Below are 24,704 nucleotides of genomic sequence, written 5' to 3' on the forward strand. Positions count from 1 at the left end.
GTCTTTCGAAGAGCAGCAGATGGAAGGATCGCCCTGGGGCCCGACTTGCACTCGTGCACGGTCTCCGACCCCGTGAGCGGCGCCAACCTGATCGCATACCCCAGCGGTCGCGGAGACGGAAGCTACCCCGTGTGGATCGGCCGCGACGCCGATGGGGCCGTCACGTGCATGGTCGCCGACATGCTCGTTCTCCACGACGCCGACACCCTGCCGCCGACGGCGCGCTCCGCCACCTGCCTGTCACCCTTCTCCCCTCACGTGGACGACCACCGGGACGCCCCCTTCACAAGCCCCGGCTCCACCAGCGAGTTCATCGACGCCCAGATCGCCGACATCGTTGCGTTCAATGAAGAGCTCCGGAGCCGCCGTTGGAACTGACGGGACCTCCCGGCGGCTGGAGCCGATGGGTCTGACACGGGCCGGTCGGCGCTCGAAAGCGGTCGGTTCGGACCGGACGGCGGTGAGGAGGGCCGGTGGGGACCGCCGGTGAGGACGGCGGTACGGCTGGACCGCGTCTGTCGCCGCGGACTCCGCCTCCCGCACGATGGAGGCACTGACCGGCACGAGACGACCGACTCCCCTGGAGGGGCCGTGAGACGTCCGCACACCCGCCTGACGATGTTCACCACGGTGGTGACAGCGGTGGTCGCCCTGCTGTTCGGCACCGGTACGGGCGCCACAGCCGTCCAGGTGCCGACGATCCGCGGGGGCACCCTGCTGTACGCGGCCACCGGCGCCCGGTGTGTCGTCGGTTTCAACGCGGCGAGCGGGACCAACCGCTACGCCGTCATGACGGGTCACTGTTCCGGCACCTACGCCACCACCTGGTACGCGGACGCGGCTCACACCCAGCCGGTCGGTGTCACCGCGGGTGCCTCCTACCCGATCGACGACTACGGCGTGGTCCGCTACACCACGAGCGCGCTGGTCCTCCCCGGTGACATCGCGCTGGGCGGGGGCGTCTACCAGGACGTCACCGGGGCCGCGAACCCTGCGATCGGGCAGTCCGTCTGCCACGTCGGACGGACCAGCGGCGTCCACTGCGGGACGGTGACCGCGGTCAACGTCACGGTCAACCACGCCGAGGGCACGGTCCACGGTCTGTTCCGCTCCACCGCGTGCTCGGAACCGGGCGACACTGGAGCGCCGGCGTACTCGGGGTCGATCGCCCTGGGGTTCGCGGTGGGCTCCTCTGGCAGCTGCGCGTCTGGTGGCGTCACTTACTACCAGCCCGTCGCGGAGGTCCTCTCGGTCTTCGGCCTGACACTGTACTGACCATCCCGCGGCCGCCTGAGGCCCGACGTGGGCCGCCTCCTCCCGTACGACTGCGGCCCGCCCCCCGAACGGCATGATCCAGTGAGCTATGAGTGCTTGTTCCTGATGCGGCGGTGCCATGGCGGTGTTGGAGGATCCCGGGTTCGTTGCGTGCGCCCGTCAGCCGTGCTTGGCTCGCCCGATGAACCTTCTGTTGACGGCGAGTGGCCTGCGCAACGAGACACTGCGGGATGCGCTGCGGGACATGCTGGGAAAGCCGTTCGGATCGGCGAACGTCGTGTTCGTTCCCACTGCATCGGTCGCCGAGCCCGGGGACCACGGATGGGTCGTCGCGGACATGAACCGGCTGCACGGCCTCGGCTGGCGGGAGTTCGACGTCCTGGAGCTGAACGGCCTGCCCCGGCAGATGGTGCTCGACCGTCTGCTCCACGCCGACGTCATCTATGTCGAGGGCGGCAGCCACTACCATCTCGCGCGCAGCATCACCGGCAACGGCCTGGCCGACGGCTTCCTGGAGGCGCTGGAGAAGCGGGTCTATGTGGGGGTCAGCGCCGGATCAATGATCTTCAGCCGTCATCTCACCGAACACTCCGCAGACGTCATCGGAGACACCCCGGACCTCCACGTGCTCGGCGCGACGACCCTGGAGCCGCCGTTCGGCCTCTTCGACTGGTATCTCAAGCCTCACCTGTACTCGCCGGATTTCCCCGAGCGGGACGACGCCTGGGCAGATCGCATCGCTGGGCGGGCGGACTTCCCGATCTACTTCATCGACGACGACACGGCCGTTCGCGTCAGGGACGGCAAGGTGGATGTCATTTCTGAAGGCCGGTGGCGGTTCCATCCGTGACTCGACCGGTGGCGGAGAGCCCCGGACGGCATGTGGACGATGATCGGTCGGGCCAGGAACCCACATACCTGGGACGAGTCGACGGGCGTGGCCATGGTGGTCGATCCTCAGCGCGGTATCCGCCGCTGAGGGAGTGGTGAGGGAATCGTGACAGTACTGACTTGGGGCGTCGTGGGCATCGGCGCCCTTCTCGTCTTGGTCGCCGCCTACTGGCGCCTCATGGAGCGAGAACGGGTACGCCGCGGCGCAGACGCCATTCGCTTCCGCTTCTTCCGTGTGTGGCTTCCCCTGTTCATCGGTGTCGCAGCACTGGGCAAGCTCCCCCGAGCTTTGAGCGCCCCATTCCCAGTCGTGGCCCTGTCCGAAGTGTTGAGCCTCGCGCCGGTCGTCATCGTCGTCGTGATGGGGCGGATGGCTGCCAGAAAGCCAGGCCGCGTAGCCCGCACCGCAACCGCACCAGATCCAGCGGGGAACAACGGGGGGTCACGGTGAAACCTGCCCGTCCCTCAATAGCGGCATTTGAGCCGTACGCCCAGGCCAACACCTCAACAAGCCCCACAGTTCGGCAGCTTCCCAAGCCGAGGGCTCAGGTCGCCGGGAACCAAGGGGTGCGTTCGCAGGGGTACCGACCGGGGCGGTACCAACCTGTCCCCAGTGTGGTGGCTCGTTGACGGCCGACGCTATGGCGCTTCGCCACTGGTAGAACACGGTCACCCGCGGGTGAACCCGGAGCTGTTGGAGAGGCGGATGACTCGTGGGCTCCTTCCAGCCTCCAACCTTTGCCCCACCGTGATACGCGTGCCATCAGACGAGTACTTTGAGATCCGCCAGGTAGATGGGCTGGATCTCCATGCATTCGCCCTGCGAAAACCGGGCTGAGACGACCGCGACGAAGCAGAATCGCCTTCTGATGCGGCCGGCGCCCATGCTCTTCGCCAGTCGCCGCCCGGACATCTTGATCAGGTCACCAAAGAGGTACTCGGCGGCGACGAACGTGCCGTAGGTGGTGAAGCCGGCGCAGAGTATCCGGCGGTAGTACTTGCCACCCTGCCCGCGGTGGAAGGAAACGACGATCAGCCCGTAGTCCTTGGTCGGATAGCCGTTCGATATCTGTGGCGCGAAGGAATCTATGGAGAACGGCAGGCGGTTGCGCAGCTCGATCTTCAGTTTGTCGTTGATGTCGTCGAAGACGAAGTCCGCTATGTCGTGCTGAAGTGCGAGGTCCTCCAGCATGGCCCGGGCGGCCTCGTTCTTCGCCGGGCCGCCGAGTATGACCAGGTCGCGGTCAAGCCGGTTCCTGATGAAGCCGCTGAGGTGGATGAGGACGTCCTTGCGCGGATACAGCGAGGCCAGTACTCCCGCGCAGCTCGCCACCGCCCGCACCTGGCCGTACCCCGTCAACGGCCGACTGGCGGGGACGCCGTGCACCGCTTCGTTCACCGCAGAGGTGGTGAGCACCAGGTCGATCGGCCCGGCTGAGGTGAACTGAAGAAAATGCCGCCCGCGCTGGAAGCGCTGCAACCAGTACCACACCGCAGCTACGACGGGCAGGGTGCCGATGACCGATACGACGGTGCTCAGGACGGTCATTCGTGACTCGCAGGGTACGAAAGTCCGGTCGCCAGGGCGATCTCGCTCATGATCTCAGGTGTCCTCGCCACGATCAGGTCGTACTCCAGGGGCATCCGGTCCGGCTCGTGCGGCGCGCTCGGTACGGCGTGGACCGAGCAGCCGGCTTCCTCGGCGATCAGGCAGGCCGCGGCGAAGTCCCAGTACATAAGGCCGTATTCGAAGAACGCCGACCAGGAGCCGTTGGCCACGCGGCAGATGTCGATGGATGCCGCCCCCGTCTGCCGCGTCACCCACCCCTTCGCATACAGCTCGCGCAGTGCGTCGGACATGCGGCGGGCGACGGCCGGCCCGTCCTTGGGGACACCGAAGGACGCGATCTTCTGGCGGTCCTTGATCTGTTGCCAGGCGCCCGCTTGCGAGGGGCCGAGCGCGTTCTGGTCGCAGAAAGCACCTTTGCGGTGCGCGGCCTTGAAGAGGACATCGGTCTTGGGCAGATAGACGGCGCCGGCGAGCGACCTCAGGCTGGCCGCGTCAACGAGGGAGACGCAGATCGCGAAGTCGTCGGTCCCGGCGATGGCGTTCAGTGTGCCGTCGATGGGATCGACGATCCAGCAGTGACCGGACCGCCCGAAGTACTCCTGAGGACGCTCCTCCGACATGACCGGAACGTCTGCGATCGAGCGCAGGGAGTGCCGGAGGTAGTCGTCGGTCCGCTGATCCAGATCTGTCTGGACGTTCGAGCCCGCCCGGGTGACCTCGGACGGTTCGAACACCGTTCCCCTGAGGCTCCGTAAGAGCCTGTCGAGTTCCTTTTCGATGTGAGAAAAATTGACACTCATGCCCATCACTGACATTCGGAGAAACTCCATCCGGAGTCGTGAGAAGAGGTTTTCCGCGCGCTCGTCACCTGTTTGTCGATCCATTGATATGTGGCGCCGAGGCCTTCTGTCAGCGGAATGGTGGCATGCCACTCCAACCGGTGAAGCGCTCGCGTGATGTCGGGAACGCGTGCCTGCACACCGGAAGGCATCGACGAGTCGAAAGATATTGTTATCCGAATGCCTGCCTGCGTCGCGACGAGCTCGGCCAGTTCGCGGATCGACACCAGTTCGGTACTCGCGAGGTTCACCGGGTCGCTGCAGGTGGACCGCACTAGCCGCAGCAGGCCTGCAACACAGTCGTCGACGTGGAGAAAGCTTCTGATCTGTGTGCCGTCGCCGTGGATTCGAATACGGGGTTGCCCGTTCAGTGCAGCCAGGGCCACCTTTCGGCAGATGGCGGCCGGTGCCTTCTCTCGGCCGTCGTTCCAGGCGCCCTGGGGCCCGTATACGTTAAATAATCGGGCGATTCTGATGTTTGGTATCCGTTGGCTCGCGTAAGCGCAGAGTTTCTCCGAGAAAAGTTTCTCCCAGCCGTAGCCGCCCTCGGGTTCCACCGGGTGGATCTGTGATTCGGACAGCGGACTCGGATCCGCTCCCTGCAGCGCCTGCGGGTAGACACAGGCCGACGACGTGAAGACGAAATCGGAGACGCCGCAAGCGGCGCTGGCGCGCAACAGATTGATCGTCATGGCGGCCGATGAAGCGCAGTCAAAATCATGACGGCGTATATAGCTGATACCGCCCATGTCGGACGCGAGGTGGAAGACGGTGTCGACGCCTCGTACCAGGCTGCGGCAGAAGACCGGATCATGGAGATCGCCCACGTGATTTACCGTTTCGAACCACTGCCACCAGCGTTCTCTCGGCTTCACGTCGGCACAGACGACCGCGTGCCCCGTACGCAGAAGCGACTTCACCAGATGCCCTCCGATGAACCCGCCGGCACCAGTGACTAACACCCGGCTGGCCACCGGCTTCCCCCTGTGTTCGGGAACGGAAATCGACTCGAACTTCAGCATGGTAGCCGACTGCGGAATGAGCGACCAGGGTCTCGAACAGGGAGGAATCGATTCGGCTCGTGAGGAAACTATTTCAGCCACTCGGAGACCCGGCCGTGGCTCGCTCTGCTGTTCTGCATGAGTCTTCTGCGTATTGTGGCTGATTCTTTTTGTGTGAGTCTCCGGGGGCAGACGCCAACTAACGAGTTCGTGCAGGGTTGGTGGTGCGACTTGAGAACTTGGATGGGGCTCGGGGGTCACGTCTGCCGCGATGACATACGCGCGCCTTTCTGCCCAGTGGACGGCCGGACCCAACCGGGCGTGGGTGGTGTCGGCGCAGTTTCCAGGACGGGTCGGGGCTGCGGGAACAGCACCCGTCCGTCCTCGTACGGGACGACCATGGCCGCCTGCCCGACCCGCCTGGCCATGAGAGCGCCAGAACCTCGGCTTCCGAGGGGGTTGGTCGCCGAAGTTCTGCAATACCGACTGTCGCGAGCGCCGCGCGATCGAATGCGGCATCAACCGCCTCGATCGCCATCGGACTGCGGCCGCGAGGGACGACAATCTCGCCGTCCGCTACGAGGTGACCGTGCTGGTCGCCGTTCTCAATGAGTGGCTGTCACCGGCACTTGCCCACGCACCCTAGGCGCGGATGGTCGTGCGGGCATGCGCGATCCACCCCGACACCGCCTTGGCGCCACACGTCTCGGCGACCGATTCGGCCTCATCGAGGTGGTCGAGCGCCGTCGATCGGTCGCCGGTCTCGGCCGAGAGGTAGGCCAGGGCCACCAGACCGGCTGCTTCCCCGGGCCTGAAGCCGATCTCCCGGCGCAGCGTCACCGATTCGGTCAACCGCTCGCGGGCCTGGTCGAACCGGCCCGCATCTCTGTCGGCGAAGCCGAGATGGCGTATCGCGTAGGACATCGTCATCCGGTCGTCGACGGATTTCGCCAGCGTGTATGACCGGTCGAAGTACGGCCTGCCGGTGGCCCCATCGCCCTTCACCACCTGATGCCAGCAGCCGACCCAGAACAACGCGTCCGCCTCACCCGATGCGTCCCCGAGACGCCGGTACAACTCGGCCGCGCGCTCGAACAGCACCAGTTCCTGACCGTCCTCTGCGCCGGCGTTCAGGAAGCGGACGTGCAACACCTTCCCCCGCGCCAGGCAAAGGGGTGCCTCGATCGCGTCCAGCGCGTCGTCGGACCGGTCCAGCGCGGACGTGTCCCCACCGAACATCGCCGCTTCGAACAGCTCTCCCGCACGCTCGATCCAGTCCTGCCCTGGCATGTCCTGCCCCTCCCCGTCGGACGATTCGCCTGCTGAGGTTATCCCCGCGCTCCCGTCGGGACTCGGCAATTTCGGGGAGAGGCCATGAGGCCCTCAAGCGCCTGTCGCCCGCGTCGCCCTTGATCCGCATCGGCAAGGACAGGCGCGGCAACGGCGACACGTCCCGACGCGACAAGGAACTCATGATCCTCGGCTCGGGGACCGCTCCAAGCGGATGGGTCGGCCCCTCGAGTGCTACATCGAGGCGGGCAGGTTCGGGGAGCGGAGCACGAGCAGGGTGATCTCGCTGGGGGCGAAGACACGGAAGGGCGGGCCCCAGAAGCCGGTGCCGCGGCTGGTGTAGAGGAGGGTGCGGGGGCCGTGGTGGCTGAGGCCGGCGACGGCGGGCTGGTCGATGCGGACCAGGTGGTGGAAGGGCCAGATCTGGCCGCCATGGGTGTGGCCGGAGAGCTGGAGGTCGATGCCTGCGGCTGCCGCCCGGTCGATGAACTTGGGCTGGTGTGCCAGGAGCAGGACGGGTAGGTCGGGGTCGGCGCCGTTCAACGCTCCGGCGAGGTGGGCGCGGTGGCCTGCCAGGCCGGAGGACTCGGCGGTGACGTCGTCCACGCCGGCGACCACGAGGGTGTCGCCTCCGCGTTCCAGCAGCAGATGGCGGTTGCGCAGCGGTTTCCAGCCCAGTTCGTCCATCAGGTCGACCCAGCCCTGGGCCTCGCTGTAGTACTCGTGGTTGCCGGTGACGTACACACGGTCCCAGGTGGCCCGCACGGTTCCGAGGGGGGTGGCCTGGGCGCGGCGGCGTTCGGCCGTGCCGTCCGCGATGTCGCCGGTGTGGCAGACCAGGTCGGCTTCCAGGGTGTTCACCGTCTCGCACACGCATGCCGACCAGCGGGTGCGATCGAGCGGGCCGTAGTGGGTGTCGGTGATGAGGACGACGCGGAGGCCGTCCAACCCGGCACCCAGCCGTGGGAGTTGCACGTCGAGTCGACGCACGCGTGGCACGCGGCGGGCCTCGGCGTACCCCCAGGCGAGCAGCACGGCGGCTGTGCCGAGGACGGCCCAGGTGACGATCCGGGCCCGGTCCTGACTCTCGCCGACGTCGGCCAAGGTCAGGGCAGGCCGCAAGAAGACGCCGAGCAGAACCGACCAGGTGAACAGAACCCAGCTGGTGCCCAGCAGGGTGTCACCGACGATCGCCGCCCGGTCCTGCTGGCGACGGCCGTGGCCGCGCACCATCGCGAGCGGCATACCGACGAGGCCGAGGACGAACAGAGCGGTGCCGGCCGACGTGAAGGGCAGCGGCCAGTGCTGGCCGGTGTACAGGAGCACCCAGCAGGGGACGGCCCACAGGAGTACGGGGGCGATCAAGGGGATGTAGCGCATGAGGCGGTGCAGTCGGCTCGGCCGCGGAGCTTGCGCATCGCTGTCGGCGGGTCGGGTGTTGCTGGTGTCGGTCACGCTTCCCCTCTCTGACCGGGCTGCCGTCTCGCGCACTGTATCCGGTGGCTCCCGGGGCGGCCGGACCGGCGTTCATGGGGCAGGCCCCCAGGGCGAAGGGTTCATTGCGGGAAGCGGCCCGGTCGTCGGTGTGACGGTGACGGTGGCGGTGCAAGCAGGCAGCTTCGCACCCGTCGTGCGCCCTGGCCCACCGATACCGCGCGCCGGCTAAGGGTCTGGGAGCTCAGCCCGCCGTCTGCGGGGAACGGCTCTCCCGGGGAGATGCCGGGAAATGGCGGGGAGATGCCGGGAGATGGCTCACTGCCTCACTGCCCACGGCTGCCGCCGAGCTGACGCTGTGCCTTCATCATGGCCTTGATCGGGTGCTGATCGTGCCGACCTGGACGACGTCCTCCGTCTCGCAGCCACCCCGATTGCGGAACGGGCGGGCGGCAAAGCTGACAGCGAGGCAACGGTTCATGGTCATAAGCCGTCTCGTCAACCGAGACGGCGCTGAGTCGGTGCCCGTCAGGAACGGAGCAAAATCGTGTTGATCGGCGTGCTGACCGCCGTCGCGGCATCCGTCTGTTACGGCACAGGCTCAGTCCTGCAAGCCATCGGGTCCCGCAGGTCCGCGCGGAGCGGTGCGGCCGCCAATGCCAGCACCCAGTACGGGGGGCCCAGTCTCTCCTCCACCGCGAAGGCGGCGATGACCTGGGAATTCGTCGTCGGTACCGTCCTGGACTTCGTGGGCTTCGCACTGGGTGCGCTGGCTGCTCGGCTACTGCCCCTGTTCCTCTCGCAAACCGTGATCAGCGCCAACCTGATCATCACCGCCGTGCTGAGCGTCAGGCTCCTCCGTATCCGGCTGACTCGCGCCGAGTGGACGGCCATCGGCGTGGTCTGCGTGGCGCTCGTTCTCCTCGCGACGGCGGCGGGGGAGGAGGGCAGTGGACACGGCATCCCGATCGCCACGCACTGGTGGCTCCTGGCGATCTCGCTTGCTCTGATGGCGGGCGGCACGCTCGCGGTACGCCTCCTCGGTCCCCGCGCCGCGATCCTTGCCGGACTGCTGTCCGGACTCGGATTCGGCGCGCTAGGCGTGGGCGTCCGTGTCCTGAACGGCGTCACCCCCTTTGATCCGGCCGCCCTGCTGACGGATCCCGCTCTGTACGCGATCGTGACGGCCGGTGTAGGCGGGATGTACCTGCACACCGTCGCCTTGCAGATCGGTTCGGTCAACGGGGCCACGGCGGCCCTGGTCGTCGGCGAGACCGTGTTGCCCGGCGCGATCGGCGTGCTGTGGCTCGGCGACGCCTCACGGGCTGGTCTGGCCTGGATGGCGATGCTCGGCTTCGTTCTTGCGGTGGCGGGCGCGGTCGCGGTGGCATGGTTCGGCGGGTCTGCGGCGCACGTGGAGGAGCAGCCGCAGCAGCCGGCGGAACTGACTCCCGTGCGCTGAACACCCGACTCCGGCCGGCGGTACGGCCGGTGAGGAGCCGACCCACGAGGAGTGGACCGACAGCAATGGTTGGTTCCTTTCTGGCGGCCGTATGTGTGGGGGCGGGCGGAGTGATCACACTGCCGCTGCCATCGCCTCGCCACGTGGCTGAAAGGCGTTGAGCACGTGCCCCCGAGTCGGGGACATCCGGGATCGTGAAGCATGCTCCCGGATGGCTGGCACCTCACCCAAGACGTCGACGACTTCCTCGCCCGAGCCGGGGACTTCCTGCGCTCGCGCCCCGCCCTGCACAACACGGCGCTGACGGACATCGAGAAACTGCGGACACGCGGGGCGGCCGATCACGACGCCGAAGCCCCCGTCTTCGGCCGACGGGAGACGGGAGGCGAGGTCCACGCGATCCTCTATCTCACTCCGCGCGGCCGCCTGGGCCTCACCTCCCTCTCTTTCGAGCAGACGGACGCCCTCGCCGCTCACCTGGCCGGACTCGGCCACGCGCCCTCCAACGTCATCGCGGACCACGACACGGCCGCCGCTTTCGCCGAGTCATGGCGGCGGCACACGAGCGCAGCACCGGTACCCTTCTGGCGGACGCATCTCTACCGTCTTGGCACGCTCACCCCACCGCGGCCGCGCCCTGAGGGCCGGGGTCGCATCGCGGGCGGGCAGGACCGTGAGCTCATCGTGCGGTGGTGCCGTGAGTTCTGCGTCGACGTCGGGGAGCAGCCCTCCATCGACTTGATTGACGCCGGCTCCTGGGACGACTCACGTTTCGGCGACAGGCACTTCACGTTCTGGGAGACCCCGGACGGCACCTCCGTCGCGATGGCGGCCGCGACCTCGATCGTCGGCGGCATGGTCCGAGTGGACCCCGTCTACACCCCGGCCCGCCTTCGGGGCCGCGGCTACGCGGGCGCCGTGACGGTCGAGGTGAGCTGGGCGGCGTCGGCCGCGGGCGCGACGGACGTCGTCCTGTTCACGGACCCGGACAACGCCACCAGCAATGCCCTCTACCAACGCATCGGGTACGTCCACGTCGCCGACTTCGCCGGGTACAAGTTCTCCTGAAGGCTCACCACAAGACCGGTGAGCGGGTGCCGACCGACTGGAGGCCGGCGGAGCGGGTGCGGCCGGGGCCTCGGCGGTCCCGTCGGCGAGTATGCGCTGCGGCGCGGTCGGCTGGGTCGAGGTGGATGCCGGGGTGGATGCCGGGCTGGTCGGGCCGAGGAGGTCGTGGCTGCTGTGAGCCCGCGCTTTCGTGAGACCCAAAGCCCAGGGGATCTTCCGGTGTGCGGCGGGAACAGCTCGTCCTGTCGGCGCTGTTGTACCGGTCAAAGCCCGACCGGCGCGGCGCGGGCCGGGGCACACAGACCCGCAGGCTGTCCGCAGGGGGATCTGGTCCCCCGGTTCCGCGGTTCGCCCGGTCACCCGTCACCCGTTATCCGCCATCTGCCATCCGACATCCGGCAGCGAGGGGCGACCTTCCATTCGCCCGCCGCCCGCCGCCCGCCGCCCGCCCAGGCCCCAGACCGACGCTATTTCGCACAGAAGGACTGACCGTTTCATGAATAACTTGCCCTTGACGCTCATGGCGGTACACGCCCACCCCGACGATGAGGCCACCGGGACAGGGGGTGTTCTCGCCCGGTACGCGGCGGAAGGCATTCGCACAGTCCTCGTGACCTGTACCGACGGCGGTTGCGGTGACGGCCCGGGGGGCGTCAAGCCGGGCGACCCCGGGCATGATCCGGTGTCCGTCGCCTCGATGCGCCGTAAAGAGCTCGAGGACAGCTGTGAGGTCCTGAAGATCAGTCACCTGGAGACTCTGGACTACGCCGACTCCGGGATGATGGGCTGGCCGACCAATGACGCCCCGGCCTCCTTCTGGCAGACACCCGTGGAGGAGGGCGCTGCCCGACTCGCGGAACTTTTGCGGCGCTACCAGCCTGATGTGGTGGTCACCTATGACGAGAACGGCTTCTACGGCCACCCTGACCACATCCAGGCCAACCGCATCACGATGGCGGCGCTGGAGATGACCTCGCTGACACCGAAGGTCTACTGGACCACGATGCCGCGCTCGATGATGCAACGGTTCGGGGAGGTCATGCGCGAGTTCGGTGGGCAGGAGCCGGATCCCGCCGAGGCTGCCGCCATGGCCGAGATCGGGCTTCCCGACGAGGAGATCACCACCTGGGTGGACACCGCCGTGTTCGGCGGGCAGAAGTTCGATGCGCTGGCCGCGCACGCCAGCCAGGGCGAGAACATCTTCTTCCTCAGGATGGGCCAGGAGAGGTTCACGGAGTTGATGGGCGTCGAGACCTTCGTACGTGTCCAGGACACCACCGGCGCGGCTGTGCCCGAGAACGACCTCTTCGCCGGACTGCGCTGACCCTCCCTTCCCGGCGCGCGGGAAATGCCCGCAGGGCCCCGTCCTGGCATGGCCCCGTCCTGGCATGGGCCCGGCCTCGCGTCCGGCCCGGTGGTCGACCGCGGGCCGGGAGCATGCGTGGGCGAAGGTGGGGTGGTCCTGTCGCCGGGCCTGCCGGGCCTGCCGGGGGCGCCGTGACCGGCAGCCACCGGCGCGGCCCGGCGACAGGCCCCGCTTCACCGCTGCCGGTAGCGGATTCGCCGCTGTCCCCGTCCTACCGGTCGCGGTGGAAGGGCCGGCGCTTTGGCGGGTCGGCGGTCTGCGTGACAAGGTCGGACGTCACGAAGACGGCTGGTGTTGAAAGGGATTCCATGGACGGGCAGATCTGGGACGCGCTGGTCGACTCGGTGAAGAACGCATGCGCCGCGGGCCTGGAGCAGGGTGCTGCGCCCCGGCCGGTCATCATGCCGCTCGTGGGCGGCGAACTGGTCGGAATGGTCTGGGCACGCCCGTTCACGACGAGCGAGGACGCCCTCACCGGCATCGCGCAGCTGTCCACCATCGCGGCCGCGGCAGGCGCCGACGAGATCGTGCTCGCCTGGGAGACCGCCGATGTCGCCACCGCCTGCGGCCTGCCCGCCGTCGGCCCGGCCCCATGCCTGAACCTGGTCCGGGCCGACCGCGGTGGGCACGTGCTGCACCGGTTCCCCTACACCGAGAACGTCGTGGCCCGCGGTCCCGACGGCGAGACCTCGGTGGTCCCCGAATGGTTGCCGACACCCGCGCCCCAGCCCGGAGGTGAACTGGTTGCGCCGGTCCAGGCCGCCGTCACGTACTCCTTCATCCCTCTGGAGTTGGACCACCCGAACCCCTTCGGCGTCACCGTCGTCCTCATGGAGGAGGACGGCTACAAGGTGCGCCTGGCCGAGACGTTCGCCCAATGAATCCGTAGCCACAAAACCCTGACGGTTGCGGACGCCCCGCCCCAAACGGCTGACGAGCCGGGCCAGTGGGCCGAGGAGCCGGCGGGCCGGGGCGCGGGCGAGCCGGTGGAGACGCCGATGACGGGTGCCGTGGGCCCGGCGGGCCGACGCCAGCGGGCGTCGGGCGTCGGGGGCGTGGGTGGCGGTGGGCGGCGTCGCGGGGGCCTCGGCCGGGGGCGCGGCGCGGTGCCGCGGGGTGCTGATCTGGAACCTGCCGGTGCGCGTGATGCCCATTATGTGATCTTTTGAAAGTTACCTCAGGGTATGGCGTGACTTCTCGTGTGGGTATCAGTAGAACCCGTCTCACTCTATGGAGAGTGAGGAGCCGCGCATGAACGACGATTCCCCACGTGGGAGGCGCCTGAGAGGCGTATCCCGTCGAAGATTCATCACTGGAACCGGTTCTCTTCTTGGGTCGGCCGCGCTCGCCGGGCATGCAGTCCCGGCTCACGCCGCCGCCACAGCCGCAGCCGCGGTGATCGAACCGGGCGCGCATGTCCCCGTCCTCGTGATCGGAACCGGATACGGCGGCTCGGTGGCCGCTCTGCGCCTGGCCCAGGCGGGTGTCGACGTCCACATGATCGAGATGGGCATGGCCTGGGACACCCCCGGGTCGGACGGCAAGATCTTCGCCAACACGACGAGTCCCGACTACCGGTCCTTCTGGCTGCGCACCAGGACGAAGCAGCCGATCAGCAACTTCCTCGGCTTCCCCATCGACAAGGACGTCCCGCGCTACACCGGAATCCTGGACGCCGAGGAGATGGGCGGCATCATCGTCTACCAGGGCCGGGGCGTCGGCGGCGGGTCACTGGTCAACGGAGGCATGGCGGTCACTCCCAAGCGGGAGAACTTCGGCGCCGTCCTGCCGTCGGTCGACGCCGACGAGATGTACTCCGTCTACTACCCGCGCGCCAACGCGGGTCTCGGCGTCGCCACGGTCGACCCGGCGTGGTTCGAGACCGCCGACTGCTACCAGTACGCGCGGGTCGGCCGTAAGCACGCCCAGCGTTCGGGCTTCCCGTTCGTCTTCGTGCCCGACGTGTACGACTGGGACTACATGGAGCAGGAGGCCGCAGGGACCGTACCCAAGTCCGCGCTCGCGGGCGAGATCCTCTATGGCAACAACTATGGCAAGAAGTCGCTGCAGAAGACCTACCTCGCCCAGGCGAAGGCGACCGGACGGGTCTCCATCTCCCCCCTGCACAAGGTCACTTCCGTCGCCCCGGCAACAGCAGGCGGCTACACGGTCGTCATCGACCGACTCGACACCAGCGGCAACACCACCGCGACCAAGACCGTCACCGCGGACCGGGTGTTCTTCGCGGCCGGCAGCGTCGGCACCAGCAAGCTCCTGGTCAAGCTCAAGGCGACCGGTGCGCTGCCGGGCCTCAACAGCGAGGTGGGCAAGGGCTGGGGCGACAACGGAAATGTGATGTGCGGCCGCGCCAACCACCTGTGGGACCCCACCGGCGCCCTGCAGTCGTCCATCCCGTGCTCCGGCATCGACAACTGGGCCGCGGGCGGCGCGTTCGCCGAGGTGGCCCCGCTGCCCACCGGCATCGAGACCTACGCCTCCTTCTACCTCTCGATCACCAAGAACCCGAACCGTGCCCAGTTCTCGTGGAACGCGGCCGCGGGGACGGTCGGCCTCAACTGGCAGACCGCCTGGAAGCAGCCGTCCATCGACATGGCCAAGACGATCTTCGACAAGATCAACGCCAAGGAGGGGACGATCTACCGCACCGACCTCTTCGGCGCCTACAAGATCTGGGGCGACCACCTGACGTACCACCCCCTCGGTGGCGCGGTGCTCAACAAGGCGACGGACAACTACGGCCGCCTGCACGGACACCCGGGCCTGTACGTCATCGACGGCGCCCTCGTCCCGGGCAACACCAGCGTCAATCCGTTCGTCACCATCACCGCACTCGCCGAACGAAACATAGAAGCGATCATCGCCGCGGATCTGTAGGGGTGACCCGAGCGCGTGCTGTCCGGAACTGCACGGACCCCGTCCCGGGAGAGGGAGGAGAGCGGAACGAGCAGAACGACAGGGGACTGAGCAGGGAACGACAGGGGACTGAGAACGACAGAGTACTGAGCAGGGAACGAATGAGCACTGAGAAAGAAGCGTCAGGGGACTGAGCAAGGAACGGACCCAGGGCCGCCCGGACTCGCCGGACGGCCCCGGACCGGCTCAGTGCCCCGGCAGCACACACATGGCGTCGAGCCCCAGCACCCGATTGAGCCGCCCGAACGCCAGCCACGAGCCGAGGCTCATGGTCAGCTCCACGATCTCCGTCTGGCTGTAGTGCGCGGTCATCCGGTCCCAGAACTCATCGTCGAGGCCGTGGTGATCCAGGGCGTACCTCTCCGCGTACTCGGCGGCCAGGCGGGTGCGCTCGTCGAAGGCGTCGGTCGTGCGCCACTCGGCGACCGCGTCGGCGAACTCCTCCTCGACCTTCTGCTCGTCCCGCTCGGTCCGCCAGTCGAGGCAGAAGAGACACCCGTTGATCTGCGCGATCCGGAGCCGCGCCGCCTCGAACTCGCGGAGTCCCAGGGTCGTATGGGCGTAGACGGACAGCGAGAAGTTCGCGGCGGCGAGCCCGATGCCGGGGACCATGTCGCCCCACACGTACTCGATCGGGTTCCTGCCTTCGGGGATGTCGAGGTTCATCCGGGACTCCTTCGTGTTCGCCCCTGGCCCCGGCCGGTGACAGGAGGCGCGTCCTCGTGGTGTCGCAGGGACACGGAAAGGGGCGTCGGCGTCACTTCCCGCCGAGCCTTCCCACCGCCGGCCGCAGCGGGACGTCGAGCGCGTCGTACAGTCCGGGCTCCGCGTCCACGAGCCAGTCGATGGCGCCGACCAGCCGGCCGACCGCGGTGGCATTCCCGCCCGCGGACCGGTTCTCGCCCTCGTCGGTCGCCTCGACGGTGACCTCGATGCGAGGACGGCCCTCGATGATCACCCGGTGCGCCCCGTCGCCGTTGGGCGGTGACGGCCAGTCCGGGGCGCAGGACGGGTGGATCCGGGTGATGTGCTCGATGACGAGGCGGGGTTCCCCCTTCACGAAGCCCTGCACCTCGAACCGCACCGCGCCCTGGGTGCCCGCCTCGAACTCGCCCATGGTCCGGGTGCTCACCGTCGCGTCGAGCGCACGGCGCTGCAAGGTCTCGCGGATCTCGTCGAGTTCGACACCGAGGGCCCTGGCCATCAGCCGAATCTGCCCGCCCCACACCATGGTCGGGATCGACGGGGCGAGCATCAGCGGCTCGTAGTCCATCGGCTGGCCCATTCCGACCAGATACCTGACCGACTCCTCCTGCTCGTACGTGGAGTAGTCGAAGATCTCCTGGCAGCGGACGGCGTCGACGACGGTGCCCAGGCCGCTCATGAGCAGGGGCAGTACGTCATTGCCCCAGCCCGGGTCGACGCCGGACACGAACAACGACCCTCCGCCGTCGGCTATCGCGGCGAGCACGGGGTCCCGGAACTCGGGTGGGGCGTTGCGCTGGTCGTAGAGCGGGTACAACGCCGGAGTGACGACCACGGCACCCGCCCGGATCGCCGCGCCGATGTCGGCCAGCGCCTCGTCGGGCCGGATGTCGCCCGACGCCGCGTACACCACCGCCCCAGGGCCTTCGCTCAGCACGGCGGCGATGTCGTCGGTCGCCGAGATGCCCAGGCCCCGGCCGAGGCCGCCGAGTTCCCCCGCGTCGCGCCCGACCTTCTCGGGGTTGTGGACGAGCACGGCCGCGAGATCGAGCGCCGGATGCGCCTCGACCGCACGGATCGCCGCACGGCCGACGTTGCCTGTACCCCAGACCACCGTGGAAATCATACGCGGGAGCGTAATCTGACGAGCCGTCAGTTTCCATACCCTTGCACCGGACTCACGGCATGCCCGTGGACCGTGGAGTGACTCGAGTTCGCGCGCGACCACGGTGTCGGGCGATGCGGGCGAACGAGCCTCCTGAGTTCGTGCCACGTCAGCGGGCCGTCTGCTCGGACGAAACGACGCGACGACGCCCGCCTCCCGGGGGACCGCGGGAGGCGCGGCTCAGGTCCGGCTCACCCCGCGGTGATCCGCAGTACCCCGGTCACCGTGCCCTGGAGGTAGGCGCCGTCCGGGGCGACGGTGCCGGCCATCTGCAACGTGTCGTACAGCGCGCCGGTGCCTACGCTCCTGGAACGGTTGACGAGTCCCGTCTCGGCGTCGATCTGCGCGTAGCGGTAGGTGTCCAGCAGGCTGGTGCCCTTGCTGCCGGGGATCACCGGGTCGCGCAGGACCGTGTGCAGGGTGTGGTCGGCCGTGGACAGTTTCGGTACGGCCGCCGAGCGCAGGGTGTTGTCCCAGATCTGGGTGCAGCCGGTGCCGTCGGCCCGGATGTCCACCCGGGTCAGGCCCCCGGCGAAGTCGGCGGAGGCGGGCACGGCGTCACCCGCCCCGTCGGGCACGGCAGGGTACGGATATCCGTACGTGCCCGCGACGAAGATGCTGTTCCCGGCACCGACGGGCGAGTTCTCGCTGCCGGGGCCGCCGGACGCCTGGAGGACCGGGACCGAGCAGATCTCCGCGCCGGTGGAGGTCCGGTAGACCTTGAGGTGGACGGTGGTGTCGGCGTTGTCGACGATCGCGACGTAGTCGGTCCCGGTCTCAGGTCCGAGGAACGTCGGAGTGGAGCCGCTGCCCCAGCTCAGCAGGCCGGGCTTGCGGGCCTGTCCACGGTCGTACGCCTGGCGCCAGGAGATCCTGGGCGTGCCCTCGGCGTCCGCGGTGAGCAGATAGGTGGCGTGGGTGGTGGTGACGGCGGTGCCCTCCGGCGCGGTGGAGATGCTGTTGGCGACCCGTTCACCGGCCGGCAGGGCCAGGGACCGAACCGTGCCGGTGCCGTCGTCGGCGACGCCGACCACACCACCGCCCGTGGCGAACCAGACGCGGCCCTGCCAGTCCGGAGACAGGCCGGTCACCGCGTCGTCCGAGGGGATGGCAGACGCCAGGGAGAGTCTTTGGTCGACCGACAACTGCCAGGCACCGGAGGCACTTTGACGGTGCCCGACGCGGAGCAGACTGCGACTGCCGTCCGCGACGACGAGCCGGTCCTGGTGGTCCAGGTAGGCGTAGACCCCGCCCAGCAGCGAGCCCTTGGTCAGTTGGAGGGTGGCCAGGGAGGATCCGTCGTCGGGGTCGAGCAGGTGCACCGTCGGGACCTGCCCGAAAATGGGGGTGCACAGGGCCACGGGATAGCCGTCGTAGCCGATCAGCACGGTGGGGCAGGCGGATGCGAGCGCTGCCCGTGTCGACGTCAGGGTGCCTGCGCCCGGACCGGCGAGCGGTGTGGTGTCGGAGGAGCCGGTGTCACCGTGCATGGTGCCCGTACCATCAGGTCCGGCGTAGGGATTGTGCGGCGGAACCGGGGCGTAGGCGGCGGAAGTTGGTGTCGCGACGGCGGGTACCGCGACTGCGGGTACCGCGGCGGCGGCCGGCGTGAGAGCCGCGAGCAGGGCGGTGGCCAGCGCTTTGCGGATGCCGCGGTGGCGGGCGGGCGAAGAGGACATGGCGAGGACAGGATCCTTCCGTGCGACGGAGATCCGTACTGGGTGTCGGGGCAGTGCGCGCGAGGGCACGCGGCCGGAGCCGGCCGGACGGATGCGTCGGCCTGGGCGGACATGGCTGCGTGCGACCGGGGCTGCTACGGGGATGCGGCGGAAGCCGGCAGCGTCAAGGGGCGGTGGTGCCTGGAACGGCAGCCGTCGGGGTCAGAGCCCGTGCTGACAGAGGGCGCCGGAGGTTCGCGCGAGATCGACGTGGTGTCGGCGCGTGAGAACCCGGCACAGAGACTTCATGTCCATGATCGAAGCAGCTTCGTACGGGCATGGTCAAGTGCAGACCGCCGATCGTCCCGCCGTGGCGGGACAGCGCGCCTCGGCGGCGACAGACCGTTGTGGGGCGGCCGTAGGTCCTCGTCGTCCTCCGGCCTGCGGAGGTGGCGGACGAGGCGGGCCTCGCCTCGAGCGGTAGGGGGAAGCCCTCGTCGGAGGGCACCGATGAGTTTTGCGGCTGCCGCCCGTCTACCTCTCTGCAAGCCTCAGAAGCGCAGCGGCTACCCGGGAAGTGTGAGGAACATGAAGTACATGATCCAGATGAACGTGCCTGCCGCCCAGTGGGACACCATCATGTCGTCGTACTCCAAGGACGACATGGCAGCCATGTTCGCTCATATGAACTCCCTCAACGACGACCTCATGTCCGCCGGGGAGTGGGTGGACGGGCAGGGCCTCGGGGGACCCTCGCTGGTCAAGACGGTGCGGGCCGGAAGCGACGGACGGCCGCAGGTGACCGACGGGCCGGCCCAGGCGGGGCACATCCTGGCCGGGTACTGGGTGGTCGACGTCAAGAGCGAGGACCGGGCCCTGGAGATTGCCGCACGAGCGTCGGCGTGTCCTGGCCCTGGTGGGAAGCCCGGCAGCGACCCGATTGAGGTGCACGCGATCCCCGACGACCCGACGGCGGCCTGACCGACCGTGTGTGGCGGCGTCCGGGAACGGGCGAGCCGGGAGCTGGGAGCCGCCGCCACCGAGCTGCAGGAGCACCTCGCCGAAAGGCGCGATGACGATGACGGGAGGTGCCCGCCGATCGAGTGATCGACGGGCCTCCGGATCGCCTCGCCCTGGTGGCCCGGTTGACGAGCATCACCAATCCGCCATCCCCGATCCGCGCATTGCGCAGTTCCGGATCCATGGTGAGCGGGGCTCGGGGACGAGGTCCGGTCGAGCGGCCGCATTCGGCGCAGGCAAGAACGCCAAGGGCTGTAAGCGGGTTCGTCGTCACCGATACCCTCGGCCTGCTGCTGGCCGTACACGTGGTCGCGACGAGCGTTCAGGACCGCGACGGCGCCCGCCGACCGCTTCTGTGGAGCCGCCTCGACCACTCGGGTGTATGGAAGATCTGGGCCGATCGGGGCTTCGCCGATCGCCAGGACTCAAGACGACCGCTTCACGATCTGCGTGCTGTCAGCTCGGCGAGCCAGACGGTCCAGTTCGTCCCCGATCGCCTTGCGCAGCGGGTTGTGCTGTGGACCGAGTGAGTGCTGCTTGTCGGTCCACCTGTCGCGGGGATAGAGCCACACCGGCATTCGCACCAAGTAGGCCGGCTCCCACTCGAACCGGGGCCATACGTGCGCATGCAGGAACCCATCGGCGTTGCCGAGGATCTCCAGATTGACCCGCCGGAACGCCGCATCCATACGACGGGATGCCCGCTCGACTGCTTCTCCGAGTTGGTCCATGTCGGACAAGAAGGCCAGGCGCTTGTCCCTGGCCAGGTCCGACAGTTTTCCACTTTGGGATCGTCCACCAGGAGCACCGAGTAGCCCGGGAGGAATTGCGCATCGCCGATCGCCGCGAACCCCGCGTTCAAGCGCCGTAGAACTGACGGGTTTTCGCCTCGCAGGGCGCTCCCGATCCGATCCGTCCGCCAGTCATTGTCCATGGCCGGGAACCTACCCGGTCGCGATCACCACCCCGCCTGGGGATGTCGGGGCATCCCGTCTCAGGCGATCGTCTACTCGGGCTCACAGTTGCCGCTGTCACTGCCGGCTTCTCCTGCCGATCACGGCCCTCTCGCTTCGACGGTGCAGGCATCAATTGACCTCCCCTTCTCCCTTCTTGGGGGAGAGGTCCGGTGGGGTGTGCAGGGCGTGGTGGCGGCGGAGCGCGGAGAGAGCGGCGAAGTAGCCGCACATGCCGTGGACGCCGGGGCCGGGGGGCGTGGACGCTGAGCACAGATAGACGCCTGGCAGTGGTGTGGTGTAGGGGTCCCAGCGAGGGGTTGGCCGGGCCAGTGACTGACGCAGCGTCAAGGCGCCTGCGGAGATGTCTCCGCCGACGTAGTTCGGGTTGTACCTCTCGTACTGGGCGGCGGACAGCCCGCGGGAGGCGATGACCGTATCGGTGAAGCCGGGGGCGTACTCCTCGATGCGCCGCCGGATCAGGTCGACGGGGTCGCGTGTGTCCCCGTGAGGCACGTGGGCATAGGCCCATACCGGTGTCCTGTCCCCGCAGGCGCGGGACGGATCGGTGACCGCTGGGTCGACCACGAGCACGAAGGGGGTGTCGGTTCGGCGGCCGGCCGCGGTCGCGGTCTCCTGACGGAGGATGTCCGTGCGTGTACCGCCCAGATGCACGGTGCCGGCCTTGCCGACGAGAGGGTTGGACCAGGGGATCGGAGCGTTGACGAGAAAGTCCGCCTTGGCCGCGCCCGGGCCGTACCTGTAGGACCTCAGTGCGTTGCGGTAGCGCGTGGGCAGCGTGTGCCGGGGTCCGGCCATGTCGAGGAAGACTTTGGGAGCGACGTCCAGCATGACGAGGGGGAAGGCGCTGAGCTCGGCGAGGTCCTTGATGGGGTGACCGGTGTGGATGGTGCCGCCGTGTGCGGTGATGTCTGCGGCCATGGCGTCAGCGATGCGGGCGCTGCCTCCCTGAGGGAGGGGCCAGCCGCTGCTGTGCGCGAGGTGACCCAGCAGCAGGGCGACCGCCGTTGAGGTCAGCGAGGGCAGTTTTCCCACGGCGTGGGCGGCGACTCCGGTCAGCAGGGCCCGTGCCGCCTGCGTGGTGAAGGGCGTACGGGAGGTGGTGTGGGCTGGAACGCGCCGTGCCAGCAGCAGCGGCGCGGCCAGACTGCGGGGCAGAGAGCGCTGGGGGGAGAGGAAGAGGCCGACGACTTCGTCGGAGCGGTCGGCCAGGGGCGCCATGAGGCTCGTCCACCGTCGTCCGTCCTGGCCGAGGTGACGGGCGGTGCGGTCGATGTCGCGCCAGGCCACGGCTGCTGCACCCTGGGGCAGGGGGTGGGCGTAGGGCATGTCGGGCTGCAGCAGTCGGACGCCACGGGCGGGCAGTTCGAACTGCCGGAAGAACGCGGAGGCGGCGGCCATCGGGTGAACGGCAGAGCAGATGTCGTGCGTCACGTCCCGGTCGAACAGCGGCATGCTGCGAAGACCGCCGCCAATGGTGTCGGCCTTCTCGAACAGCGTGACGTCGAGTCCGGCGCGGGCGAGGGTGACGGCGGCGGCCAGGCCGTTGGGGCCGGTGCCCACGATGGCGGCGGTAGTCATGAACCGGCCCCCGCAGCGGTGAGCTGTCGGCTGGCCAGGCGGCGGTAGGTGGCGTCGTGCTCCATCAGCTCCGTGTGCGTTCCTGTTGCTCGCAGGCAGCCATCTTCGATGACCAGGATCCGGTCGGCTGCGACGGCGGTGGAGATGCGGTGCGCGATGGCCAGGACCTGGCAGCGCGTGCCGATATCGCCGATGGCGACGCGCAGCGCCGCTTCGGAGTCGGAGTCCAGATGGGCGGTGGCCTCGTCTAGCAGCAGAAGATCGGGCCGGGTCAGCAACGCGCGGGCGATGGCGAGGCGTTGTCGCTGCCCACCGGACAGGCCTGTACCGCCTTCGCCGAGTTCGGTGTCCAGTCCGTGTGGGAGGCCTGCGATCACCCCGGTGAGATGGGCGGCCTCCACAGCATCGAGGATCTCGCTCTGTGAGGCATCGGGGCAGGCATAGGTGAGGTTCTCGCGAACGGTTCCCCGCATCAGGGGTGCGTCCTGTTCCACCAGGGCGATGCGAGAGCGAAGCTCGCTCAGAGGCATGGCGGCGGTGTCCGTTCCACGGACGCGGATCGTGCCCTGGTCAGGGATGTGGAAGCGTTCGATGAGCTGGAAGAGGGTCGTCTTGCCGGCGCCCGACGGGCCGACGACGGCGGTTACACCGGCCGCCGGCAGCGAGAAGGACACTCCCGAGACGGCGGGAGCGGTGTTCTCGGCGTAGGCGAAGGTGACCTGGTCGAACTCGACGGCAGGGGCCATGTCGTCGCCGGGCACCGAGCGTTGTCCAGAGACTTCCTGGTCGATGTCGGCCAACGCGCTGACCCGGTCGATCGCGGCCCGGCCCTGTTGGAATTCGCCGATGGCCATGAACAGCATGACCAGCGGCGACACCAAGTAGAACAGGTACATGATGAACGCGGTGAGGTCCGCGATCGCCAGGGCGCCGGTGGCGGTGCGGGCCATGCCCCAAGCGATCACCACGGCGAGGGACACCTGGGTGCCGACGTTCGTGACAGGCACCAGCAGGGCGGACAGCCGCGTCACCCGGACCCCGCTGGTACGTGCGGTGTCCGCGAGATCCTGGAGACGGTCGGCCTCACGCTGCTCGGCGCGGGAAGCCTTGACGGTCGTCAGCGCGCTCAGGGCCCGCAGGAGGCCGGAGCCGAAGTGGCCGGTGTCTTCCCGGTTCATCACGGCCGCAGTGCGGACGGCGCGGGCCAGGGCGAGTCCGGCAGCCGAGGTGATGCCAAGGCATACGGCGGTGACCAGGAGCATCCGCCAGTCGATCCATGCCATTGCCGCGATGCAGCCGACGCTGGTGAAGCCGGCCGTGATCATCTGTGCGACGGAGGAGGACAAGGCCACGCGGGCCAGAGAGGTGTCGGAGACGGTGCGAGTGAATATGTCCCCGTGCTCGAGCCGGTTGAATGCTCGGAGTTGAGCATGCAGAAGGCGGCGGGTGAGCGTCCTTCGCATGTCGAGGACGATATTTTCTCCGGCCCGCCCGATGAGATAGGCGTGGGCGGCGCCGAGCAGCGCATTGGCTGCGAACAGGCCCGCGATGAGAGCGATGGGCGGTGCCACGGACTTGTCCGCGGCGACGGCTTCGATCAGGTCGCCGATGAGCAGCGGCTGCGTGAGGGCTGCCGCTGTGCCCGACAGGCCAAGAAGCGCACCGAGGCCGAGGAGCAGCCGCTGCCGACGGACAATGTGGCGGATGTTCATGCCGTCTTGGTGTAGGTCGCCAGGAACATCGGATACTGATCGCTGTACGGGGACAAGTCCCAGTTGCTGTAACGGGCTTCGAGCGTGAGCCCGGCAGCGACGGCGTAGCCGTCGACCTCGTCCGGAGTGGTCAGCCGGGACAGTTCGTTGCCCACGCGTGTCGTGCCGTCGGCCTCGTACCAGATATGGGAGCACTGCCACAGGTCGGAGCCCGGCAGGAGTGTGGAGTGGGTCTGCAGTCCGGTTCCCGGCTCCGGGTAGGGCGTGAACAACGTGGCGCGGGCCCGGCCCTCGTGAAGGGCCTCGACCGCGGGGCGGTTGCTCGTCTCGATGACAAGTCGTCCCATGGGAGCGAGCCGTTCGGCCGCCCGGGAGATCGCGGCTTGCTGGTCCTCGGCGGTGAGCAGCATCGACAGGGTGCTGCACACGGCATATACAAGGCCGTAGTGACGTGAATCGGTGTAGTTGCGAATGTCTCCGTGGATGCCGATGACGTCGGTGCCGGCGGGATCCGAAGCCAGCAGATCAAGCATCTCCATCGAAGAATCCACACCGGTGACCGGGCCCACCTTGCGGGACAGGGGGACGGCTATGCGCCCGGTCCCCACCCCGAATTCGAGGGTGCCGGCCGACGGGTCGGGGTGGAGACCGCTGAGTATCTCCGCCGTAGCCACCGCTTCCGCTCCCTTGGGGAAGATGCGGTCGTACCAGGGCGCGAACTGGCGGCCGTAGCCAATGTCTTGAACAGTGCTGGGCATG

At 68.4% G+C, this 24,704-nt stretch carries 20 protein-coding genes and 3 pseudogenes; 10 read left to right on the plus strand and 13 right to left on the minus strand.

The features are described from left to right. Nucleotides 1–72: 72 nt before the first annotated feature. From ASD48_RS29105 to ASD48_RS29115, 3 genes are all read left to right on the plus strand, one after another. Nucleotides 73–378: a DUF4241 domain-containing protein gene (locus tag ASD48_RS29105; protein ID WP_199876003.1), complete on the plus strand. Its 306-nt coding sequence runs from the start codon at nt 73–75 to the stop codon at nt 376–378. A gap of 213 nt (nt 379–591) precedes the next feature. Then, nucleotides 592–1,275, plus strand: coding sequence for a S1 family peptidase (locus ASD48_RS29110; RefSeq protein WP_057604717.1), 684 nt, complete (start codon nt 592–594; stop codon nt 1,273–1,275). A gap of 181 nt (nt 1,276–1,456) precedes the next feature. Further along, the gene (locus tag ASD48_RS29115; RefSeq protein WP_057604718.1) at nt 1,457–2,125 is read left to right on the plus strand and encodes a Type 1 glutamine amidotransferase-like domain-containing protein; all 669 of its coding nucleotides are present in this window, start codon (nt 1,457–1,459) and stop codon (nt 2,123–2,125) included. 804 nt (nt 2,126–2,929) lie between these two features. Here ASD48_RS29115 and ASD48_RS29120 read toward each other — a convergent pair. The 6 genes and pseudogenes from ASD48_RS29120 to ASD48_RS45650 form a co-directional block, all read right to left on the minus strand. Beyond that, a complete protein-coding gene (locus ASD48_RS29120; protein ID WP_057604719.1) occupies nt 2,930–3,715 on the minus strand; it encodes a hypothetical protein in 786 nt (261 codons plus the stop codon). Further along, nucleotides 3,712–4,470: an inositol monophosphatase gene (locus ASD48_RS29125; RefSeq protein WP_057604720.1), complete on the minus strand. Its 759-nt coding sequence runs from the start codon at nt 4,468–4,470 to the stop codon at nt 3,712–3,714. Before ASD48_RS29125 ends, ASD48_RS29120 begins: the two co-directional genes overlap by 4 nt. 71 nt (nt 4,471–4,541) lie before the next feature. Further along, the gene (locus tag ASD48_RS42580; RefSeq protein ID WP_157880720.1) at nt 4,542–5,597 is read right to left on the minus strand and encodes an NAD-dependent epimerase/dehydratase family protein; all 1,056 of its coding nucleotides are present in this window, start codon (nt 5,595–5,597) and stop codon (nt 4,542–4,544) included. A gap of 621 nt (nt 5,598–6,218) precedes the next feature. Continuing rightward, a complete protein-coding gene (locus ASD48_RS29135) occupies nt 6,219–6,866 on the minus strand; it encodes a tetratricopeptide repeat protein (protein ID WP_057604722.1) in 648 nt (215 codons plus the stop codon). 234 nt (nt 6,867–7,100) lie between these two features. Then, nucleotides 7,101–8,321, minus strand: a complete 1,221-nt coding sequence (locus tag ASD48_RS29140; RefSeq protein WP_057604723.1) for a metallophosphoesterase — start codon at nt 8,319–8,321, stop codon at nt 7,101–7,103. Nucleotides 8,322–8,688: 367 nt separating this feature from the next. Then, nucleotides 8,689–8,790, minus strand: a pseudogene (locus tag ASD48_RS45650) (RNA polymerase sigma factor SigF); the annotation flags it as partial. 57 nt (nt 8,791–8,847) lie between these two features. Here ASD48_RS45650 and ASD48_RS29145 point away from each other — a divergent pair. The 5 genes from ASD48_RS29145 (at nt 8,848) to ASD48_RS29165 (ending at nt 15,091) form a co-directional block, all read left to right on the plus strand. Beyond that, nucleotides 8,848–9,762, plus strand: a complete 915-nt coding sequence (locus ASD48_RS29145) for a hypothetical protein (RefSeq protein WP_057604724.1) — start codon at nt 8,848–8,850, stop codon at nt 9,760–9,762. Nucleotides 9,763–9,963: 201 nt separating this feature from the next. Continuing rightward, on the plus strand, nt 9,964–10,830 hold the full coding sequence (locus tag ASD48_RS29150) for a GNAT family N-acetyltransferase (protein ID WP_057604725.1): 867 nt from the start codon (nt 9,964–9,966) through the stop codon (nt 10,828–10,830). Nucleotides 10,831–11,326: 496 nt separating this feature from the next. Further along, nucleotides 11,327–12,154 carry a PIG-L family deacetylase gene (locus tag ASD48_RS29155; protein ID WP_057604726.1) on the plus strand — a complete coding sequence of 276 codons (828 nt, stop codon included), beginning with the start codon at nt 11,327–11,329 and terminating at the stop codon, nt 12,152–12,154. 350 nt (nt 12,155–12,504) lie between these two features. After that, nucleotides 12,505–13,077, plus strand: a complete 573-nt coding sequence (locus ASD48_RS29160) for a hypothetical protein (RefSeq protein WP_057604727.1) — start codon at nt 12,505–12,507, stop codon at nt 13,075–13,077. Nucleotides 13,078–13,447: 370 nt separating this feature from the next. Beyond that, the gene (locus ASD48_RS29165; protein ID WP_079074036.1) at nt 13,448–15,091 is read left to right on the plus strand and encodes a GMC oxidoreductase; all 1,644 of its coding nucleotides are present in this window, start codon (nt 13,448–13,450) and stop codon (nt 15,089–15,091) included. Between the two features lie 225 nt (nt 15,092–15,316). Here ASD48_RS29165 and ASD48_RS29170 read toward each other — a convergent pair whose 3' ends face one another. From ASD48_RS29170 to ASD48_RS29180, 3 genes are all read right to left on the minus strand, one after another. Continuing rightward, nucleotides 15,317–15,796, minus strand: coding sequence for a carboxymuconolactone decarboxylase family protein (locus ASD48_RS29170; protein ID WP_057604728.1), 480 nt, complete (start codon nt 15,794–15,796; stop codon nt 15,317–15,319). Between the two features lie 91 nt (nt 15,797–15,887). Continuing rightward, a complete protein-coding gene (locus ASD48_RS29175; protein WP_057604729.1) occupies nt 15,888–16,961 on the minus strand; it encodes a dihydrodipicolinate reductase in 1,074 nt (357 codons plus the stop codon). A gap of 230 nt (nt 16,962–17,191) precedes the next feature. Beyond that, a complete protein-coding gene (locus tag ASD48_RS29180; protein ID WP_057604730.1) occupies nt 17,192–18,679 on the minus strand; it encodes a hypothetical protein in 1,488 nt (495 codons plus the stop codon). Between the two features lie 567 nt (nt 18,680–19,246). Here ASD48_RS29180 and ASD48_RS29185 point away from each other — a divergent pair. Next, nucleotides 19,247–19,639, plus strand: a complete 393-nt coding sequence (locus ASD48_RS29185; RefSeq protein WP_063887515.1) for a YciI family protein — start codon at nt 19,247–19,249, stop codon at nt 19,637–19,639. Between the two features lie 286 nt (nt 19,640–19,925). Continuing rightward, nucleotides 19,926–20,019, plus strand: a pseudogene (locus ASD48_RS45655) (IS5/IS1182 family transposase); the annotation flags it as partial. 84 nt (nt 20,020–20,103) lie between these two features. Here ASD48_RS45655 and ASD48_RS45660 read toward each other — a convergent pair. The 4 genes and pseudogenes from ASD48_RS45660 to ASD48_RS29205 all read right to left on the minus strand — a co-directional run bounded on the left by ASD48_RS45660 (nt 20,104) and on the right by ASD48_RS29205 (nt 24,703). Continuing rightward, nucleotides 20,104–20,612, minus strand: a pseudogene (locus tag ASD48_RS45660) (diadenosine tetraphosphate hydrolase). A 151-nt stretch (nt 20,613–20,763) separates the two neighbouring features. Then, complete coding sequence (locus ASD48_RS29195) at nt 20,764–22,233, minus strand: NAD(P)/FAD-dependent oxidoreductase (RefSeq protein ID WP_057604731.1); 1,470 nt, start codon at nt 22,231–22,233, stop codon at nt 20,764–20,766. Beyond that, nucleotides 22,230–23,945, minus strand: coding sequence for an ABC transporter ATP-binding protein (locus ASD48_RS29200; RefSeq protein ID WP_057604732.1), 1,716 nt, complete (start codon nt 23,943–23,945; stop codon nt 22,230–22,232). Before ASD48_RS29200 ends, ASD48_RS29195 begins: the two co-directional genes overlap by 4 nt. After that, nucleotides 23,942–24,703, minus strand: a complete 762-nt coding sequence (locus ASD48_RS29205; RefSeq protein ID WP_057604733.1) for a class I SAM-dependent methyltransferase — start codon at nt 24,701–24,703, stop codon at nt 23,942–23,944. The genes ASD48_RS29200 and ASD48_RS29205 overlap by 4 nt, the downstream gene beginning before the upstream one ends. Between the last annotated feature and the right edge of the window lies 1 nt (nt 24,704).

The sequence above is a fragment of the Streptomyces sp. Root1310 genome (assembly GCF_001426425.1).
Classification (GTDB): Bacteria; Actinomycetota; Actinomycetes; order Streptomycetales; family Streptomycetaceae; genus Streptomyces.

Bases quoted from the DNA above. Each gene is read 5' to 3' on its own strand.
- ASD48_RS29115 (WP_057604718.1), top strand. From the start codon at position 1,457: ATGAACCTTCTGTTGACGGCGAGTGGCCTGCGCAACGAGACACTGCGG.
- ASD48_RS29120 (WP_057604719.1), bottom strand. From the start codon at position 3,715: ATGACCGTCCTGAGCACCGTCGTATCGGTCATCGGCACCCTGCCCGTC.
- ASD48_RS42580 (WP_157880720.1), bottom strand. From the start codon at position 5,597: ATGCTGAAGTTCGAGTCGATTTCCGTTCCCGAACACAGGGGGAAGCCG.
- ASD48_RS29135 (WP_057604722.1), bottom strand. From the start codon at position 6,866: ATGCCAGGGCAGGACTGGATCGAGCGTGCGGGAGAGCTGTTCGAAGCG.
- ASD48_RS29150 (WP_057604725.1), top strand. From the start codon at position 9,964: ATGCTCCCGGATGGCTGGCACCTCACCCAAGACGTCGACGACTTCCTC.
- ASD48_RS29155 (WP_057604726.1), top strand. From the start codon at position 11,327: ATGAATAACTTGCCCTTGACGCTCATGGCGGTACACGCCCACCCCGAC.
- ASD48_RS29160 (WP_057604727.1), top strand. From the start codon at position 12,505: ATGGACGGGCAGATCTGGGACGCGCTGGTCGACTCGGTGAAGAACGCA.
- ASD48_RS29165 (WP_079074036.1), top strand. From the start codon at position 13,448: ATGAACGACGATTCCCCACGTGGGAGGCGCCTGAGAGGCGTATCCCGT.
- ASD48_RS29170 (WP_057604728.1), bottom strand. From the start codon at position 15,796: ATGAACCTCGACATCCCCGAAGGCAGGAACCCGATCGAGTACGTGTGG.
- ASD48_RS29175 (WP_057604729.1), bottom strand. From the start codon at position 16,961: ATGATTTCCACGGTGGTCTGGGGTACAGGCAACGTCGGCCGTGCGGCG.
- ASD48_RS29180 (WP_057604730.1), bottom strand. From the start codon at position 18,679: ATGTCCTCTTCGCCCGCCCGCCACCGCGGCATCCGCAAAGCGCTGGCC.
- ASD48_RS29185 (WP_063887515.1), top strand. From the start codon at position 19,247: ATGAAGTACATGATCCAGATGAACGTGCCTGCCGCCCAGTGGGACACC.
- ASD48_RS29195 (WP_057604731.1), bottom strand. From the start codon at position 22,233: ATGACTACCGCCGCCATCGTGGGCACCGGCCCCAACGGCCTGGCCGCC.
- ASD48_RS29200 (WP_057604732.1), bottom strand. From the start codon at position 23,945: ATGAACATCCGCCACATTGTCCGTCGGCAGCGGCTGCTCCTCGGCCTC.
- ASD48_RS29205 (WP_057604733.1), bottom strand. From the start codon at position 24,703: ATGCCCAGCACTGTTCAAGACATTGGCTACGGCCGCCAGTTCGCGCCC.